Genomic DNA, 16,661 nt, shown 5'->3' with positions numbered 1-16,661 from the left:
TCAGTAAAACAGTTGGATTTGTTTTGCTGTTCTTTTATAATTTTTCACTTTTACAATAGAACTTGATCCTAATCAATTTTTATTTCATAGAAACATCCTATACTAGAGTCATCAACAAGGAATACAAATGAAAATGAAATTGGAGGGAATCAACATGCAAAGATATATATTAAGTAAAAAGAATTCCATTACACTGATCAGTGCAATTTTGATTGCACTTGCATTCTTCGGACGATTTTCCTTAGACAACATGGCCATTTTCAATTGGTCGCTCATCATTGCATCTATTCTTGGTGTAGCACCAATTGCGATTCAAGCCTTTCAGGCATTAAAAGTAAAAGTTGTCAGTATTGATGTTTTAGTTACCATTGCAGTAATTGGGGCAGTATTGATTCAAAATTATGAGGAATCAGCCATCGTTACTTTCTTATTCTTATTTGGTTCTTACTTGGAGCAACGTACCTTGAACAAAACACGTTCTGCCATTAAAGAATTAACAGAGCTGGCACCAGAAAGTGCTTTAAAGCAAATGGAAAATGGAGAATTTGAAGAAGTTGATGTCGATGATGTAGATGAAGGTGACATTTTATTAGTCAAAACGGGTGCAAAAGTCCCCGTAGATGGAACCGTGTTAACAGGTGAAGGTCACATCAATGAAGCAAGTATTACCGGAGAGTCTGTTCCAGTAAGCAAAAGGGTCGATTCTGAAGTATTTGCGGGAACAATCTTAGAAAATGGAACGATTCAAATTCGATCTGACCGTGTAGGGGAAGATACAACATTTGGTAGAATTATCGAATTAGTGGAAGAAGCACAGGATTCCAAATCAGAAGCAGAGCGGTTTATTGATCGATTCTCTAAATATTATACACCAGCTGTTTTAGTCCTTGGTTTTATTGTTTGGCTATTCTCAAAAGATATTGAACTAGCTATCACGATTCTTGTTTTAGGATGTCCAGGTGCATTAGTTATCGGGGTTCCTGTATCCAACGTTGCCGGTATCGGAAACGGTGCACGTAATGGTGTCCTCCTAAAAGGTAGTGAAGTTATCAATGACTTTAGCAGAGTAGATACTATCGTTTTTGATAAAACGGGAACATTGACAGTAGGAAACCCTGAAGTTGCCGAAAAAGAATTTTACGGCAACAACACTGAAGAAATTCTAGGATACTTAGCAAGTGTGGAGCGCGAATCGGACCACCCACTAGCAAAAGCTGTCTTACAGGATATTGGCGAGACAACTTTCTATACTGTTGAAGAAACCGAAGTCGTTAAAGGTGGCGGAATTGTAGCAAAAATAGGTGTTCATCGTATAGCCGTTGGTAACGTAGCTTTAATGGAAAAAGAAAATGTGAAATTAAGCGAAAAAGCTAAAAAAGACGTCGAACGCTTTGAGAAAAATGGGAATTCTCTTGTGTTAACTGCGGTTGACGGAGAATTAAAAGTTCTGATGGGTATTCGGGATCAAATCCGTCCAGGTGTTAAAAAAGATCTTCAAAACCTAAAAAAACTTGGAGTCAAAAACCTAGTCGTTCTTTCAGGGGACAACCAAGGAACCGTAGATTTAGTTGCTCGAGAACTTGGATTAACAGAAGCACACGGTCATATGCTTCCAGAAGGAAAATCCGCATATATTGAAAAAATGCAAGCAAAAGGCCAACTCATTGCCTTTGTCGGTGACGGAGTGAATGATAGTCCTTCATTAGCCTTAGCAGATATCGGAATCGCAATGGGAAGTGGAACAGATGTTGCAATTGAAACATCGGATGTCGTTTTAATGAATTCTGACTTTAGTCGTTTACCACACGCATTAGGCTTAACAAAATTAACTTCAAGAAACATGAAACAGAACATCACCATAGCAGTTGGTGTGGTATTAGTCTTACTTGCTAGCCTACTATTTAGTGAATGGATGAATATGTCAATCGGGATGTTGGTTCACGAAGCAAGTATCTTAGTAGTCATCTTGAATGGTATGAGATTGCTTCGATACCGTTTGAGAGGATAAATTTAATAGAAAGCGGTCTTGACGAATGATAAAGGGGAAGTATTCAGGTAGGAAGAACAAAATACTCCCCTACTTTTTTCTTAAAACTTGATTTGCGTCAATTTCATTTCGTTGAACCTCAGCTATACTTAAATTGTAAAGAAGAAGAGGGAAAATAAAAAAGTCAAAGATAAGATGAAAGGAGAAATAATTCATGCAAAAAGCAGTTATTCAATTAGAAACATTATCTTGTCCATCTTGTATGCAAAAGATTGAAAATGCGGTGAAAGGATTAAATGGGGTTAATCAAGATAGCTTAAAAGTATTATTCAATGCCAGTAAAGTAAAAGTAGATTTTGATTCAGAAACGATCACCGTTAACGATATCAAAAAGGCAATTGAAGACTTAGGATATCCCGTTGTTAAATCAAAAGTAAAATCTGCCTAAGACAAACACACATAACAAAAATTATATATAGAAAGAGGGAAATAATAATGTCTGAACAAACATTTAACGAAGTAATAACAAACCATTTTGAAAAATTGGATTTATACACTACTGCGATTACACGGGCCCATGGTAAGAACCATCCAGAAGCCTTTGAAGTACGTGAACTATTTGAAAAACTCAGTAAAAAGGTAAAAGATGCTGGTGCAAACAAACCAGACTTGGATGTTGAATTTGCTCAGTTACGAAAAATCACAGACAACTACGCCATTCCTGGAGATGTATGTGAAACATATGCAGGCACCTACGAAATGTTATCAGAAGTAGACAAAGCATATCAGGCTTAAAAGTAACCCAAAAACAAAAGAATAAATTGGTTTACGGTCGTTAAAAAATGAAGGGAGAAATGATTTATGCAAAAAGCAACGATTCAATTAGAAACCTTATCTTGCCCATCTTGTCTCCAAAAGATTGAAAATGCGGTGAAAGGAATAAACGGTGTGAATCAAGATAGCTTGAAGGTAATGTTCAATGCTAGTAAAGTAAAAGTAGATTTTGATTCAGAAGCAGTCGTTATTAACGATATCGAAGAGGCAATTGAAGACTTAGGATATCCTGTTGTCAAATCAAAGGTAAAACCTGCTTAATCGAGTGAATAGAAAGGAAGCCTAAGATGCCCTCTTAGGCTTTTTATAAAAAGGAGAGGTTATTTTGGAACAAAACCAATGTTGTCATCACCAACATGGACATGCAGAATGTATTCGTATTGTTCCCATTTTCAACCATCTGGAAGACTCACAAATGGATTTGATTGCGGAATCTGCCAAGACACTTCATCTACAAAAAGGGGAAATGTTATTCCGTGCAGGTGAGAAAGGTGATACCTTATATATTATCAATTCAGGTAAGGCTCGGATTTACCGCTTATCGGATTCTGGAAAAGAACAACTTGTTCGCATTTTAAATCCCGGTGATTTTACAGGTGAAGTCGCCATTTTCCAACCTGGAAGTATTCATGAGAACTATGCGGAAGCACTACAAAATACATCCATTTGTTTAATTAAACGAGAGGATTTACAAGAGTATTTGGTGGAATATCCGCAGATCTCATTAAAAATACTGTCAGAAGTAACGATGCGTTTGAAGGATTCTGAAAAACAAACCACACAAGTAGCGATTGAAAATGTAGAAACCCGCATTATATCCTTTTTAGCTGAGAATGTTGAAAAGGGAAGTGGCAATAGTCCAACGATTATCTTACCAATGTCCAAAAAGGATTTAGCCTCGTATCTTGGTACCACACCAGAAACAATCAGCCGTAAATTTACTACTCTAGAAGAACTTGGATTGATTAAACAGTTACCGAAAAAGAAAATTAAAATAATGGATTTAGATCAATTGTTACTTCATACTGAATAAATATAAGAGAGTAGCGTGCCATCATCTAACGGGTTAAGTTTAATAGTACAAAACATAAAATAACAAACCTTTTAGCAATCCAATTAGCATATAAAATGGATTGCTAATTTTTGTTGGTTTAACAATGTCTATCTACAAAAAAGAAAGAAAAATGGCTCCTTATTTGGCACTTATTTTACCAAGATGACATAAATTTGTGTCAACTTCATTATTTAGCAGAACAACTCCCTAATAACTTAGCGAATTCCTCTGATAAATAGCTAAGGAATTGGAAATTTATGTTAAAATTATAATTTGGATTGTGAATTAGTGTACTTAAAGTAAAGGGTGCATTAGCGAAAGAAGCAATATTGATGTAAAGGGCAGTAGAGTTGAATAAGATGAAACTAAAATCTTTTGTCAACCGTCTAATTTTGTAAAGGGGTGATTTGGGATGTTTAAAAGAAAGGTATTGTTAATTTTATTATTATCAATGGTATTGGTAGCTTGCAATAACCAAACAACACCCAAAAAATCGGGAAACGATATTGGCAACCCTACTGCTGAACAAATTTTATTAGAGAATAAGGATGCAGATATATTTGTCTTGAATGGCATTGTATATACTAATGCCGAAGATATTGAATGGGTTAATGAAGAGGAATTAACATTGGGCGAAGAAGTTGGTGAGATTAAAAAACAAACCAACGATAGTGACGCATTTGAGGATTATACAGCTACCAAACTGACAGTTGGAACTAAAATATACGAACCTGTCGAAAATAGCGACATTTATATAGTAAAAGTGGATGATAAGGAAATAAGGTATTTAGGGTTGAGAGAAGGATAACTCACTTATATTTGTGCTAAACCAGCTAATAGTTGTCAATATTTTTCTCTAAAAAAATTAATTCTCTCATGATATACTAAAATTACGTATGCCAAATAACCCTCCACTACTTAGTGACTGGAAGGTTTTGTTATATTTAGTTAGATATAGGTATTATGCTATATCTTGGAATGTGGTTCTGTTTTTTAGTAAGGCGTAAATCCAATGTAAGAGCTTATTAACGCATGCAATAACGGCAACTCTAAAGGGTTTACCTTCTTCACGTTTCTTATCATAAAACTCTCTTAGTCTCTTATTGCGTGCTATGATTTCATCGGTTGTTTTCTTTTTACGAGAATCACGAATGCCACTTTGAACAGCCATATATAAAGCGTGCCGTAGTCTATTCGAGCCTCGTTTAGTGATTCGATTTACTGATGCTGTAAACTTACCAGAAGAGTAAACACTCGGATCCACACCAGCGAATGCAACGAGCTTTTTGGCACTATCAAATCGGTTAATCTCTCCAATCTCGGAAATAATCGTTGCAGCGATTTTTTCTCCGATTCCAGGAATAGATTGGAGGAGATGATATTCTTCAACTTCTTTAGCGAGGGCATCTATTTCGTCGCAATCTTAGATAGATGCTCTTGGTATTGAAGTACAAGATGAACTAACATCTCAAGATTAAAGATATTACTCTGATACAGGTTGTTCTGAAATGGGTTGCGGAGGGCATCTTCTTTTAATTTTTTGGCCCTTTCTTGTGCCCAAAGCTCAGAACGACTCTTACATAGTGCACGTATCTTCTCAGCTATTTCCCCCTCACTTGCACTTAATACAGCCTGAGATGTTGGGAATGCTAGTAAAGTAAGCAATGATACCTTTGAATATAAACTTCCAAACACCCCCCTATATTCAGGGAAAACCTGATCTAACAGGGAATGTAACTGTAGCTTAGTCTTGGCTGATATTTCTGCAATACTTTCTTGTTGTCTAGTAAGGTTGCGTAGATTTAAAAGTTGAACACCTCGCTTTTTATAAGGCTCTAACTCTTCTTTATAAAACAGCTCACAAAGATGATAAGCATTTATTGCATCAGTTTTAACTTTACGCAGACTTGAACTTTTTGCCCGATGTGAAATAAGAGGGTTAACAATAATATAAACGTAATTTTGTTCTTCCAAAAATTGAGTAACTGGATAATGATAGTGACCAGTTGATTCCAACACGACCGTAGGCTGGTTGCCGTTAGCCAATTTTTCAACTTCATGAAGGAATTCTAGTAAATTTCCCAACCCTTTAATATCATGCTTAATACTAAAGCTCTTTCGATAAGGTTTGCCTTTATCTAAAAATGCTTGAATCTGACTTTCTCCTTTAGAAACATCCAGACCAATTACTGGATTCATATACTATCTCCTCCTAGAATATAAATTTGTCGGTATCCCCTAAGGCTTCTTGTAATGTCATAGGTTCGCTTGTTAAACGGGATCAAGTTGTCCCAACCAGCCTGAAACATGTTTATACAAGTAGGGGGTGAACAGTTTAGCTGACGGGATCTAGTCCCACGGGTGCGACGTTCTACCCCGACTACCGTAATAATAAAACCTTATAAAAAAAGGTCAACCAGTAAATTCTGGCTAACCTTATATTACGAACGGGTGCAAGAGTTAAGCAAGGTGATCCTTATGGGGTCACCTTGCTTTATAAAATTCGAGTTTTATCATTGGAATATTATGTTAGTATTTAGATAGGTGTTATTTAGCTAACGGGGCAGGTTAGTTCAAATTCTGTTTTATATAAATAAAAGACGGTGAAAACGCACCGTCTATAATTAGCTATTTATTTTGTGTTAATTCTTTGTAATAAAGGTAATCGACTTTATGCTTGGTAGCCATTAACTGTGAAGCCAAAACCGCCGTATAAACAGTGGTTAGTACAATTGCTCCAACACCAAGACCTGAAAGGTTTATCTTATTAGATGTACTCATTCCATTATTGCTTGTGTTCATTCCATTATTACTTGTAGGTGCTTCTTCCATTTTATTAACCCCCTCATTTGTTATAGGGGTATTATTTGTAACGGCATTTAAACTTATACTCAAAAAATAACAGGCAGGTTCTAAAAACTTTAAACTTGTGAACAAATGTACTTAAACTAATGGGTGCGATAGCACAATAAGAGCAGTCGCCTTTTATTGTGCTATTTGGCAGTTTTGTGGAATAAGCGATAACGAAATTTATCTAATGAAAATTGAAAGAAAGGGTGAAAAACATTAGCCTTAATAAAGTTATTAGTAGTATTTTACTTCTATTGAGTTATGCTTTGATAATTCTTATCGTTTCTACTATTTGGACCGAATCATATATTCAGCCGCCCGAATTTGGACCAATGCCAATCGGAATTTTGTACCAATTTGGAATACAAATCAAATACGCCTTTATGGTAAGTGTTGTAAGTTCAACCGTTGTTCTTCTATTGAATAGAAGAATGGTTTGGAACCCGTTTATGTTTTTAGCTATTTTAGGATTAGCGATTTTAGTTGTTCCAGCTATACTGTTATATTTAATCGATATTTTTACGTTAATAAAGCAGATATAGGAAAATTGTGGTTAGTAATTTGGAATATTTTTTTATTATACTATATGGTGCGATAACACAATAAGAGCAGTCGCCTTTTATTGTGCCATTTGGTAGTTTAGTTTAAGAGTGTGGTCTGATAATCTTTTCAAAAAACGGGCCAGTTAGCTTAACTAACTCAAAAATACTGTCCGACCAAAGCACGGAAAGACAGGATTAATTGATGATGCTCTGTTAGGATTTTAAATAAGGAGTGAGTGACATGACGTGGGTTGAATCATTACAGGCAGCAATAGACTATATGGAAGATCATTTACTTGATGACCTTCCGATAGAAAACATTGCCCAACAGGCTAACTTTTCGGTTTTTCACTTTCAGCGTACATTTGCGATATTAACTGATATATCTGTTGGTGAATATCTTAGACGTCGTCGCCTAACATTAGCTGCCTATGAGTTAACAAGATCAAACACAAAGATTATTGATATCGCCTACGAATATGGTTACGACACTCCTGAAGCTTTCTCGAAGGCCTTCAGGCGGCAACATGGTGTAACACCAAGTGAAGCACGAAAGTACACGGGAAAGCTAAAATCTTATAACCGCCTGGTAGTACAGGTGAGTCTGAAGGGAGCAGAACCAATGCAGGTCAAAATTGTTGAACGTGAGGGATTTCAGATTGTGGGGTTTAAACAGGAATTTTCACTGGTTAATGAGGAGAACCTAGTGGGTATCCCCAAAATGTGGGATAAGATAAACGGAGAGGACACAGACGAGCGATTGTTTAAATTGAACAATGGTCCAGTTGAAGGTGTAGTGGGTGTATGTGTTGAAATAGATTCCGGGTCCATTGATTATTGGATAGGTACAGCACACGAGGGCAGTGCTCCTAATGGATTATCAACTTTGGAAATCCCCGAATCCAAATGGGCCGTATTTGAGGTTCACGGGCCGATGCCGGATGCTATGCAAAAAGCGTGGAAACAAATTTTTTCAGAATGGTTTCCTTCAAGTGGTTACAAACATGCAGGTGCACCAGAACTAGAGGTATATTCAGATGAAAATCCATCCAGTCCTGATTTATATTCAGAAATCTGGATCCCTGTAAAATAGGAACCTATATAAGCAGTGGATTTCATCATGAATCCACTGCTTCAAGAAATTATTTTAATCCGCAATACGATCGGGCGCGATTCTGAAATGAAAGTCTCTTTTTCATTTTCAACTATATTGGTGCAAAAATTGAAAAGAGCAACGCAATATCTTGTTGCTCTTTAACCTCTAAAAGTATTTTCTATAAAACTCTTGTCGCAGCCTCCCAGTTAATTGAGCATAGATTCGTGTTGTTTCGCTTTTCTCGTGTCCCAGCAAACTTTGTATAACTTCAAGTGGGGCTCCATTGTTCAATAGATGAGTTGCGTAACTGTGCCTTAATTGGTGGGGGTGGATGATTTTATTAATTCCAGCCCGATTAGAGATACGTTTAATGACGTATCTCATTTGAGCTATGCTCATTCTATGTGGATTGCGCTCCGTGACAAATATAGCTGGATCATTATCATCTCGTCTATCGAGGTATTTTTTTAGCCAAATATCACAACGTATATTGAAATATACCTCTCTCTCCTTATCTCCCTTCCCCCGAACAATTGCGGATTGACTTCCCCAGTTAATACTATTTCGGTCAAGTGTAACAATTTCTCCAATTCGACATCCTGTAGAAAACATATATTCAAATAAGGCTTTCTCCATTGAGGTAAAGCAAGCATCTCTTAAATGTTCAATCTCTCTTTCTGTTAAAAACTTTGGAATACGTTTACCAACTTTTGGTTCTTTTATTTTACTAGCAGGATTAGTCTCAATAATTCCTTCCTCGTGTGACCAACGAAATAAAGATCGAATAAACCTTATTCGATGAGACAAACTCGATGGTTTCAATTCTTTGCTTGATTCACCTAAATACTGCTTTAGATGCTGGGTTGTAATGTGCTTTATTTTGGTGTTGCCAAAATAATTCATTAACAACTTTGCTTGAAGCTTATAAGCAATCAATGTTTGTGGCGAAAATCCTTCAATTCTTTTATCAGATTCATAAGATTTTGCAGCTTCAGACATCAACAATAAAATTCACTCCCATATTGATCTTTGTTATACATTTTTACCAGATAAGTAGAATTAAATAACTATTTTTACAATTACGATGAATGTAATAAAAATTAATGATCAAATTAAATTAATATGAGTTATTCAATAAAGTTGTGAAACTCGCTGAATTGTTGTATTAAGTCGATGATCTCTATGGAAGGACGGATACAAAATGAACCTGGAAGCAAAATAGCAGGGTATTGAGGATTTAGTTAAGATTGTGGATGATTATTTTGAAAGACAAAAAATTAACCCCTTTATGCACTGGGGGTTAATCAATAGCGACATCTATTAGATCATTCAAATTAATTTTAGTACGTTCTTCGTTATCAATTTTGATGTATTTATTCACGATATCAATTTTATACAGTTTCCCTTTAGCCATATGAAAATAACGATCTTTATAATGCTTAATTTCTACAGTTAAATTATTGTGTATAGCCAGCTGGAGCTTCATACTGTTTTCTTCTATTTGTTGTTCATCCAGGATAGGCTTAGTTTTCCAATTATCTTCTTCCGTCCATTCATTTAACATTTGGACATGTTCTGGCAGCATTAGTGATGTCCATTTGATTGTTCCTCTTTCGTTCATTTAAGCACCTACCCTTTTTCTTGAAGGTCCAGCAGAAAGGATATTATCTAACCTAAATGTTCGCACCTTTTCACGGTAATAACAATACGCAAGTATGTAATTATCATGTACCTGCAGTACCCTTATATAACGCTGTGTGACCTTATTATTGCTATCCATATAAAAAATAACAATCTTTTCTTTAATTTCAATTGAGTTTAAAAACAATGTCTTCATGTTGAACCCTCCCATAATAGGAATCTTCTTTCGGAACACTTGTTCTTATTATAGCAAATAATTGTATAATGTAAACAAAAAAATAAGCCGTCCTATTGGATAGCTTTTCATTTTAAATATGTTATTACTATGCATTCAAGTCTTCCGCAGTCCCTCTTCGACACTCTAATCAAATGAAAACATTTTTCATGAGCCAAAGTATGAAATTCACTGATAACTACAGATGATCTTGCTTTAACCACTTGGATACATCCATTACAATGAAGTCTGCCAATAACCATTAAAATTAATATGATTTACGAACTTTTTGCGAACATTTACCGAACAAATGACGAACCAAATTCCATAAAAACGGTGTTAAAGTATTAGTATCAGGAAGTTTGATACTTCCTATTAACTCTTTTCTTTTACGAGAAAAGAGTTTTTATTTTGCTCTTTTTTAGGAGGTGAAACAGAATGTCTGATCATACACAAAAGGAAAATCAACAAGTCGAAACATTGAAAGTTAAAGAGAAACATTCACCTGATTCACAAAAGAAGGCTTCACAATCAAAAAAGAAGAAACCAGCAAAACCAGCCGGCTTTAAAGAATTTGAAGCATTGGCAATGGAAATTGTTGAAGCTAATGGCGGGTCTTATTACGAATGGCTTCATAAGCAGCATCAGGAAATCATTTTGAATTTTAATGTTCATAATCAAAAACAAATTACAGAGGTAGCAAAACAATCTTAAAAATAGCTCTTGAGGAAAGGGGTTGAAAATCTATGCAAGATGCAATTCAAACAATCACAAATATCACGAACGGAATTAAACCAATTGCACCAGTTCTAGCCGGACTGGTGCTAGTTGTTATTGGTCTGCTTTGGACTTTTGCAAAAGATCCTCAAAAGAAAGAGATGTATACCGGATGGATGGTTAATGTTGCTATCGGTTTTGGTATTGTTTACTTGGCAGCAAGCCTTGTTAGCTGGCTTGGTGGTCGTGTCGTCGGGTTTTAAATATCGTTTACATGGGAGATGAAGCAATGGCGAAAGAGCATAAGTACTTTGTCAGTTACGTTTATTCTGAAGGGTGGGGGAACATTGATGTTACTTTACCTGAACCGATTCAAAATATTGGTGATATACGATCTATGGAACAAGCGATTGCTGAAAATCAAGAGTTGGATGAATCGGTTTGTGTGCAAAATTTTCAAGCATTATAAGGAAATTAGTTTATGGCTTCTCTTTATAATCGGGAAGCCTGCTTTATTTAAATTGGAGGTAGTGCAATGAATACAAAAGAACTTGCAAACAAATATGCTGAATTACTGGCTGCAAAAGAAAAGGCGACAATGCACCCTGATAATAAAGGCTATGAGTGGAAATATAATCAATTAAGTACGTTTTATCAAGATGCGGTATTAAAAACAAAATTGCCAAATGAGAGGTTAGCTGAAATTGAGAAAGAAGGAGAATCCTTGTATGAACAATACGAAAGAGAACAAGAAGAAGCTAATCAATTTAAAGAAACGTATAAAAATAATGTGCTAAACAATCTGGAAGGTTCAAAAGAAGAACAGGACTTCAAAAAAGCCTATAAACATAAGGTATTAGCATTTCTTGATAAGGAGCAGGATGAAAAGCAAGAAATAGAAGTGAACAAAGATAAAAGGGATCAACAAATGGAAGCATTTGAATCCAAATATGGTTATGAAAAAGTGTATGCATTGAAAAAGGAAGTATTGGATGATATACGTGAAATGGATTTAACGCCTTCACAACACGAAAAATTGAAAGAAGTAGAACGAGATCTAGAGGACGAAAAGAAAATCAAGCTAGGAAAAAGTAAGAAAAAGGATACAGAATTTGAGATGGAGATGTGAGGTGATTAAGTGGCATTAAGAACGTTGAAAACCGATAACGCTATTAACTCTTTTACAGCGTTTCAAAATCGTTTTCGTAAAGTAATGTGTGATTCATCGAAAAGAGACATTCCATTAGAACTACATGATGAACAGTTAGAAGCCCTTTACAATGCGTTCACGCCTGTTATTGAAACAAGCATCTATGCAGAAATGGAACATGTGATGACTGCTATACGAACTAGTTTTGATGCTGTGACGGATGGAAAGGGTGAAAATATAAAGCCAGATGCATATATGAGTAATGATAAACATTTTAAAAGGTTCATTACTCATGTAGTAACGAATTATCAATCATTACAGGCCCAGCGGATTAACATAATAATGGTTCACAATAAAACGTACCAGAGACTAGAGGATGGTTTGTTTGGGGAAGCTTTTGTTAGTGAAAATGGGTTTCAAACAGCGTACGAGCTTCATAACCAATTAATCCAAGCATTTCATGATGGCTACCATGACTTATTGTTTGAAGGCACGATACTAGATACAGGTAAAAAAATAGAAGATAAAGTCATTGAGCCGGTTGTCCAAAGATATGATGTGAAAATGCAGGAGTTGTTAGAAGGTGGTGAAGATGGATAAACAAGACTTGTACAAAAAATTGGTTTATCAAAATATTGAGGATGCGCTAGCTGAGTTGAATGCAGAAGATAAAGGACGATATTATATCTGTAATTGTCCTGAATGCAATGAACATGAGGCGTTCATATACAAGAACAATACAAACTTTATTCAATGCAACCGTGAGAATCATTGTGGTGAACGGATGTTATTGCAATTTCATGAGAAAGAGGATGTACATCCCGAAAGAGAAAAGATACAAAAAACCTTTCCAAGCCTTTCAGATGACCAAAAGGAGGCACTAACTTGGTCAATGAGGCTTTTTTCTTTTGCGAAAACAGGAACAAAAAGTGAAGTCTTGGATAATGGCTACCGTGGTTTATCAAAGGAAAATGCAAGAGAACATATTGTAGACTTACAAAATGAACAGGTGACAAGTTATTTTTTTAACAAAGTAAGCAGCTTGTTAGGAAAAGATTACTCTAATAATAGTTGGATGTGTAAACGAAATTTAGTTTTTCCTCTATATGATGAAAATAATGTTTTGAATCGGGTGTTGCTTCGGTCTAGTATTGATCCAACATTGGAGCCTAAAGAAATACAGTTGATCATGAATCCTTCTAAAGAAACGAAGGATTTTTTTATGGAGATTCCAGATGAGGCGAAAACGATTGTATTTAGCGAGTCGCTGCTGGATGCTCTTTCTTTTCGGGAGATAGATCCAAATTGTGGCTTTGTAGCGTTAACAGGTGCATCAAAAACACGGCAGGTGCAAGCATATATTAAGGAGAACAATGACACATTTACAGATAAACATATTTTAATGGCAATGGATGATGATAAAGCTGGTTGGAAGGCAACACAAAAGTTGGTTGCCACGCTTAGAACTGAGGGATTAGACGAAAATATCTCGTTGTTCCGTTATGGTGACGGTTTTAAAGATGCGAATGAATTTTTACAAGGCAACAGGACGCAATTTGCAAAAAGATATTTACAAGATACTAATCAATTGCAGCGGACAAAACAGCCAGAAAATGAAATACCACTTCCATAATGCTTAGTGGGAGAGGAGGTAATGATTTTGTATTCCAACGATAAAAAGTCATTCACAGAACGTTTGAGCAACTGGAAAGTCATGAGTTTATGTATCGCATGTGTCACCGTTATAGGCTTTTTCGTTGCTAATTTCCTGCTGCACTTTTTGCAGCAAGTATTATATTTGGTGGAAGGTTTTGCAACGAATCCTGAAGAGGTGAATTTCCATACGTTCTCGGTTGATTGGCACTACTTCTTTATTTTCCAACGGCAGTGGATTGAGTTCTATGTAGGATTTTATATACTGATTGGAATTAGTGTTCTGAAGCTCCTATACAATGTGAAAATGAATTATCAATCTATTAATAAGGGGCAACATGGAACGAACGAATTTGAAAAAGTGAAGAACATGAAAAAACAGTATGTAAGTATTCCTTCCAAAACGAAAGAATACAAGGGGAAGGGCGGCACCATTATTGCCGGAATGCAAGAAGGTAATAACTATCAATTATTAATTGATGATGCCCCAGTCCATACGATGGTGATTGGTATTACTCGTAGTGGTAAGGGTGAAACATTTGTTGTACCAATGATAGACGTGCAAAGCAGAGCGAGTGAAAAACCTTCGATGGTTATCAATGATCCAAAAGGTGAACTGGCTGGCGCTTCTTATGAAACGTTGAAAGAACGGGGATATGATGTTCATGTGTTCAATCTTATTCAGCATGATATGAGTATGGGCTTCAATCCTTTGCAGTTGGTGATTGATTCATGGAGGAAAGGGCTTCATAGTGATGCACAGAAATATGCAAATAGTGTTGCATATAGCTTATATCATGATCCAAACGCCAAAGATCCTTTCTGGTCAAACAGTGCGAAATCACTTGTGACAGCAATTATCCTAGCATTAACAGAAGATATGGTCAATCAAGGGAAAGAAGAACGAGTGACGATGTATTCCGTGGCAAACTTCCTTTCAACAAAAGGAAGTGACAATGACGAGGAAGGAAATAATGCCTTGGATTTGTTTTTTCAAGCAAGAGATGAAAATAATTCAGCAAGAATGATGTATGCGACGTCGAACTTCGCAACAGGAAATACAAGGGGAAGTATTTTTAGTGTTGCCATGGATAAGTTGCAGATATTTACGTTAGAACCGAATGCGAAAGTAACTGGGTATAATAGTTTGGATCTAACGGATATAGGGTTTGGTGTTAAACCAATTGCATTATTCATAGCAACACCTGATTCTGATAAGTCAAATGAGGTATTGGCAAGCATTTTAATCAGTCAACTTTATAGAATAAATTCTGAGAAAGCAACAAAAAGCCAAAGCGGGAAAATGAAGCGAAATGTTCACTTCCTATTAGATGAATTTGGAAATATGCCAACGATTGAAGGAATGGCCGGAATGGTGACAGTTGGTGCTGGGCGAGGTTTTCGCTATCACTTAATTATCCAAGCTTACTCCCAGGTTAAATCAATGTATGGCGAAGAATCAGACACCATCATTGGAAACTGTTCCAATCAAATATATATTCTAACGGAAGATAAAAGCACTGCCGAACATTATTCGAGTATGTTGGGAACAAGAACGATTACAGATGTGAGTCGAAGTGGGGAATTGCATTCGTTTGATAAATCGCATAGTGAATCAACCAAGGAGAGGGCATTGTTGACCTCAGATGAATTGATGAGATTACAAGAAGGACAATCCGTTGTGATTCGAGTAAACAAACGACAAGATACGAAACGAAGAAAAATTGAACCGAAACCGATTTTTAATAAAGTCCAAACGAAGCAGAAATTCCGTTATGAATACCTAGCAAATGATTTTGATACAAGCAAGTCCATTCTATCCTTGCCGATTGCTTCTGATGCTTATTATGATATGAATTTAAATGAAATGGTATATTCAGCCAAAGTACGGGACGATTTATATTTACGAATGGCAGATGTAATGGAATCCGATGACTTTATCAGACTGAAACGTAATTTTATGCAAGTGGAAGGGCTGTCGAAAAAAGATAGAAGTACATCGCAGCAACAAATGTTGGAGGTGGATGAATGGTCATTTTTACACTATTTAAGTTATCTTGTTTTTCATCCAAGTCTTGAAGCATTGCATTTGAAACTGATGGAACCATTAAATAAATATTTGCCTCAGGATACTATGGCGGGCTGGCAAGAAAAAATAAATGAGAGAATGGAACATCAACTTGAACTAAGGAAGCAAAAAAAGGAAAGTGAACAAGAAGATGAGGAGGATGAAGAGGATGCGTTAATACAAAAGTAAGCGGGAAATAATAGACCGCATTCTATTATAACGGAACTACCTCTATACTTGGATTTAACAAGTAACAGGAGGTAGTTTTTTCATGAAGGAAAACCCGATTGTTCCCGTAACGATTCCAGCACCATCTTCCTCTACGCCTGTAAATCCAGTAGCGGAAGTTTCTTGTCATTCTCTACAGCTAACAATCTTTGAAGGTTGTCAGGAATCTTTGGCAGTAGCCTTGATAAAGGAGGTGTGCCGTCATGCTCGTTGACTTCTCCCAGATGAAAAATTGTTATTTAGTCTGTGGCTATACAGATCTTCGCAAAGGCATTGATGGTCTGGCTTCCGTAATCACCAGTCAATTTCAATTAGATATTTTAGATGAATCTGTTTTCTTATTCTGCGGGAGAAGAACGGATCGATTTAAAGCTCTCTGGTTTGATGGAGAAGGTTTTTATTTGCTTTATAAGCGATACGATCAGGGAAAGTTAACTTGGCCGCGTTCGCAAACCGACGTTGAAAAACTGACACCAAAACAAATCGAGTGGCTGTTTGACGGTTTTTCCATCTATCAAAAACAAAAAATTCAACCTGCCAAATTAGGTGTCCTCACTTAATCATGGGGGAGAGAAATTGTTTTTTAAATTTTTTCTTCCCTTTTTGATAAAGTGTGGTACGATAAAA

General features: G+C 36.1%; 21 protein-coding genes and 1 pseudogene. 17 read left to right on the top strand and 5 right to left on the bottom strand.

The genetic code is table 11. The features are described from left to right. The first annotated feature begins 154 nt into the window (after positions 1 to 154). The 6 genes from E0E32_RS21345 (at position 155) to E0E32_RS21320 (ending at position 4,683) form a co-directional block, all read left to right on the top strand. Positions 155 to 2,008, top strand: a complete 1,854-nt coding sequence (locus E0E32_RS21345) for a heavy metal translocating P-type ATPase (RefSeq protein WP_066189335.1) — start codon at positions 155 to 157, stop codon at positions 2,006 to 2,008. 193 nt (positions 2,009 to 2,201) lie between these two features. After that, complete coding sequence (locus E0E32_RS21340; protein ID WP_066189340.1) at positions 2,202 to 2,435, top strand: heavy-metal-associated domain-containing protein; 234 nt, start codon at positions 2,202 to 2,204, stop codon at positions 2,433 to 2,435. Positions 2,436 to 2,482: 47 nt separating this feature from the next. Continuing rightward, a complete protein-coding gene (locus E0E32_RS21335) occupies positions 2,483 to 2,782 on the top strand; it encodes an iron-sulfur cluster repair di-iron protein, ric (protein ID WP_066189342.1) in 300 nt (99 codons plus the stop codon). Between the two features lie 66 nt (positions 2,783 to 2,848). Further along, positions 2,849 to 3,082: a heavy-metal-associated domain-containing protein gene (locus E0E32_RS21330; RefSeq protein ID WP_066189344.1), complete on the top strand. Its 234-nt coding sequence runs from the start codon at positions 2,849 to 2,851 to the stop codon at positions 3,080 to 3,082. 64 nt (positions 3,083 to 3,146) lie between these two features. Then, on the top strand, positions 3,147 to 3,854 hold the full coding sequence (locus E0E32_RS21325) for a Crp/Fnr family transcriptional regulator (protein ID WP_130860822.1): 708 nt from the start codon (positions 3,147 to 3,149) through the stop codon (positions 3,852 to 3,854). A gap of 433 nt (positions 3,855 to 4,287) precedes the next feature. Further along, positions 4,288 to 4,683: a hypothetical protein gene (locus tag E0E32_RS21320; protein ID WP_077706733.1), complete on the top strand. Its 396-nt coding sequence runs from the start codon at positions 4,288 to 4,290 to the stop codon at positions 4,681 to 4,683. A gap of 153 nt (positions 4,684 to 4,836) precedes the next feature. Here E0E32_RS21320 and E0E32_RS21315 read toward each other — a convergent pair. Together E0E32_RS21315 and E0E32_RS21310 are read right to left on the bottom strand one after the other, a co-directional pair. Beyond that, positions 4,837 to 6,074: pseudogene (locus tag E0E32_RS21315) on the bottom strand (IS110 family RNA-guided transposase). A gap of 429 nt (positions 6,075 to 6,503) precedes the next feature. Then, entirely contained in the window at positions 6,504 to 6,707 is a 204-nt protein-coding gene (locus E0E32_RS21310) for a hypothetical protein (RefSeq protein WP_078989028.1), read from the bottom strand. Positions 6,708 to 6,991: 284 nt separating this feature from the next. Here E0E32_RS21310 and E0E32_RS21305 point away from each other — a divergent pair, with 284 nt between their 5' ends. Together E0E32_RS21305 and E0E32_RS21300 are read left to right on the top strand one after the other, a co-directional pair. After that, the gene (locus E0E32_RS21305) at positions 6,992 to 7,267 is read left to right on the top strand and encodes a hypothetical protein (protein WP_130860820.1); all 276 of its coding nucleotides are present in this window, start codon (positions 6,992 to 6,994) and stop codon (positions 7,265 to 7,267) included. 241 nt (positions 7,268 to 7,508) lie between these two features. Then, on the top strand, positions 7,509 to 8,360 hold the full coding sequence (locus E0E32_RS21300) for an AraC family transcriptional regulator (protein ID WP_130860818.1): 852 nt from the start codon (positions 7,509 to 7,511) through the stop codon (positions 8,358 to 8,360). A 168-nt stretch (positions 8,361 to 8,528) separates the two neighbouring features. Here E0E32_RS21300 and E0E32_RS21295 read toward each other — a convergent pair whose 3' ends face one another. From E0E32_RS21295 to E0E32_RS21285, 3 genes are all read right to left on the bottom strand, one after another. Then, on the bottom strand, positions 8,529 to 9,368 hold the full coding sequence (locus tag E0E32_RS21295) for a tyrosine-type recombinase/integrase (RefSeq protein WP_066189356.1): 840 nt from the start codon (positions 9,366 to 9,368) through the stop codon (positions 8,529 to 8,531). Positions 9,369 to 9,663: 295 nt separating this feature from the next. Then, positions 9,664 to 9,984 (bottom strand): YolD-like family protein, encoded by a 321-nt coding sequence (locus E0E32_RS21290; RefSeq protein ID WP_066189359.1) that lies wholly within the window; start codon positions 9,982 to 9,984, stop codon positions 9,664 to 9,666. After that, the gene (locus E0E32_RS21285) at positions 9,985 to 10,200 is read right to left on the bottom strand and encodes a WYL domain-containing protein (RefSeq protein WP_066189362.1); all 216 of its coding nucleotides are present in this window, start codon (positions 10,198 to 10,200) and stop codon (positions 9,985 to 9,987) included. Positions 10,201 to 10,656: 456 nt separating this feature from the next. Here E0E32_RS21285 and E0E32_RS21280 point away from each other — a divergent pair, with 456 nt between their 5' ends. From E0E32_RS21280 to tnpB, 9 genes are all read left to right on the top strand, one after another. Continuing rightward, positions 10,657 to 10,932: a hypothetical protein gene (locus tag E0E32_RS21280; protein WP_130860816.1), complete on the top strand. Its 276-nt coding sequence runs from the start codon at positions 10,657 to 10,659 to the stop codon at positions 10,930 to 10,932. Positions 10,933 to 10,964: 32 nt separating this feature from the next. Continuing rightward, the gene (locus tag E0E32_RS21275) at positions 10,965 to 11,198 is read left to right on the top strand and encodes a pilin (protein ID WP_130860814.1); all 234 of its coding nucleotides are present in this window, start codon (positions 10,965 to 10,967) and stop codon (positions 11,196 to 11,198) included. A 26-nt stretch (positions 11,199 to 11,224) separates the two neighbouring features. Continuing rightward, positions 11,225 to 11,404, top strand: coding sequence for a hypothetical protein (locus tag E0E32_RS21270; RefSeq protein WP_130860812.1), 180 nt, complete (start codon positions 11,225 to 11,227; stop codon positions 11,402 to 11,404). 66 nt (positions 11,405 to 11,470) lie between these two features. Beyond that, positions 11,471 to 12,064, top strand: coding sequence for a hypothetical protein (locus E0E32_RS21265; protein ID WP_130860810.1), 594 nt, complete (start codon positions 11,471 to 11,473; stop codon positions 12,062 to 12,064). Between the two features lie 9 nt (positions 12,065 to 12,073). Next, positions 12,074 to 12,685, top strand: coding sequence for a hypothetical protein (locus E0E32_RS21260; RefSeq protein WP_130860808.1), 612 nt, complete (start codon positions 12,074 to 12,076; stop codon positions 12,683 to 12,685). Next, positions 12,678 to 13,718, top strand: a complete 1,041-nt coding sequence (locus E0E32_RS21255; protein ID WP_130860807.1) for a toprim domain-containing protein — start codon at positions 12,678 to 12,680, stop codon at positions 13,716 to 13,718. Before E0E32_RS21260 ends, E0E32_RS21255 begins: the two co-directional genes overlap by 8 nt. Before the next feature lie 27 nt (positions 13,719 to 13,745). Then, positions 13,746 to 15,995 carry a VirD4-like conjugal transfer protein, CD1115 family gene (locus E0E32_RS21250; protein ID WP_286172022.1) on the top strand — a complete coding sequence of 750 codons (2,250 nt, stop codon included), beginning with the start codon at positions 13,746 to 13,748 and terminating at the stop codon, positions 15,993 to 15,995. 82 nt (positions 15,996 to 16,077) lie between these two features. After that, positions 16,078 to 16,248, top strand: coding sequence for a hypothetical protein (locus E0E32_RS22470; protein ID WP_165445009.1), 171 nt, complete (start codon positions 16,078 to 16,080; stop codon positions 16,246 to 16,248). Next, positions 16,238 to 16,594 carry an IS66 family insertion sequence element accessory protein TnpB gene (tnpB, locus tag E0E32_RS21245; RefSeq protein WP_042528993.1) on the top strand — a complete coding sequence of 119 codons (357 nt, stop codon included), beginning with the start codon at positions 16,238 to 16,240 and terminating at the stop codon, positions 16,592 to 16,594. The genes E0E32_RS22470 and tnpB overlap by 11 nt, the downstream gene beginning before the upstream one ends. The last annotated feature ends 67 nt before the right edge of the window (positions 16,595 to 16,661 follow it).

This window comes from Gracilibacillus phocaeensis, from assembly GCF_900626275.1.
GTDB lineage: Bacteria > Bacillota > Bacilli > Bacillales > Amphibacillaceae > Gracilibacillus > Gracilibacillus timonensis.
This window is presented reverse-complemented; position numbering and strand designations above follow the sequence as displayed.

What these genes read in the sequence shown, in the direction of transcription:
- E0E32_RS21345 (WP_066189335.1), top strand. Translation starts at nt 155, where the DNA reads ATGCAAAGATATATATTAAGTAAAAAGAATTCCATTACACTGATCAGT.
- E0E32_RS21340 (WP_066189340.1), top strand. Translation starts at nt 2,202, where the DNA reads ATGCAAAAAGCAGTTATTCAATTAGAAACATTATCTTGTCCATCTTGT.
- E0E32_RS21335 (WP_066189342.1), top strand. Translation starts at nt 2,483, where the DNA reads ATGTCTGAACAAACATTTAACGAAGTAATAACAAACCATTTTGAAAAA.
- E0E32_RS21330 (WP_066189344.1), top strand. Translation starts at nt 2,849, where the DNA reads ATGCAAAAAGCAACGATTCAATTAGAAACCTTATCTTGCCCATCTTGT.
- E0E32_RS21320 (WP_077706733.1), top strand. Translation starts at nt 4,288, where the DNA reads ATGTTTAAAAGAAAGGTATTGTTAATTTTATTATTATCAATGGTATTG.
- E0E32_RS21310 (WP_078989028.1), bottom strand. Translation starts at nt 6,707, where the DNA reads ATGGAAGAAGCACCTACAAGTAATAATGGAATGAACACAAGCAATAAT.
- E0E32_RS21300 (WP_130860818.1), top strand. Translation starts at nt 7,509, where the DNA reads ATGACGTGGGTTGAATCATTACAGGCAGCAATAGACTATATGGAAGAT.
- E0E32_RS21290 (WP_066189359.1), bottom strand. Translation starts at nt 9,984, where the DNA reads ATGAACGAAAGAGGAACAATCAAATGGACATCACTAATGCTGCCAGAA.
- E0E32_RS21285 (WP_066189362.1), bottom strand. Translation starts at nt 10,200, where the DNA reads ATGAAGACATTGTTTTTAAACTCAATTGAAATTAAAGAAAAGATTGTT.
- E0E32_RS21280 (WP_130860816.1), top strand. Translation starts at nt 10,657, where the DNA reads ATGTCTGATCATACACAAAAGGAAAATCAACAAGTCGAAACATTGAAA.
- E0E32_RS21275 (WP_130860814.1), top strand. Translation starts at nt 10,965, where the DNA reads ATGCAAGATGCAATTCAAACAATCACAAATATCACGAACGGAATTAAA.
- E0E32_RS21270 (WP_130860812.1), top strand. Translation starts at nt 11,225, where the DNA reads ATGGCGAAAGAGCATAAGTACTTTGTCAGTTACGTTTATTCTGAAGGG.
- E0E32_RS21265 (WP_130860810.1), top strand. Translation starts at nt 11,471, where the DNA reads ATGAATACAAAAGAACTTGCAAACAAATATGCTGAATTACTGGCTGCA.
- E0E32_RS21255 (WP_130860807.1), top strand. Translation starts at nt 12,678, where the DNA reads ATGGATAAACAAGACTTGTACAAAAAATTGGTTTATCAAAATATTGAG.
- E0E32_RS22470 (WP_165445009.1), top strand. Translation starts at nt 16,078, where the DNA reads ATGAAGGAAAACCCGATTGTTCCCGTAACGATTCCAGCACCATCTTCC.
- tnpB (WP_042528993.1), top strand. Translation starts at nt 16,238, where the DNA reads ATGCTCGTTGACTTCTCCCAGATGAAAAATTGTTATTTAGTCTGTGGC.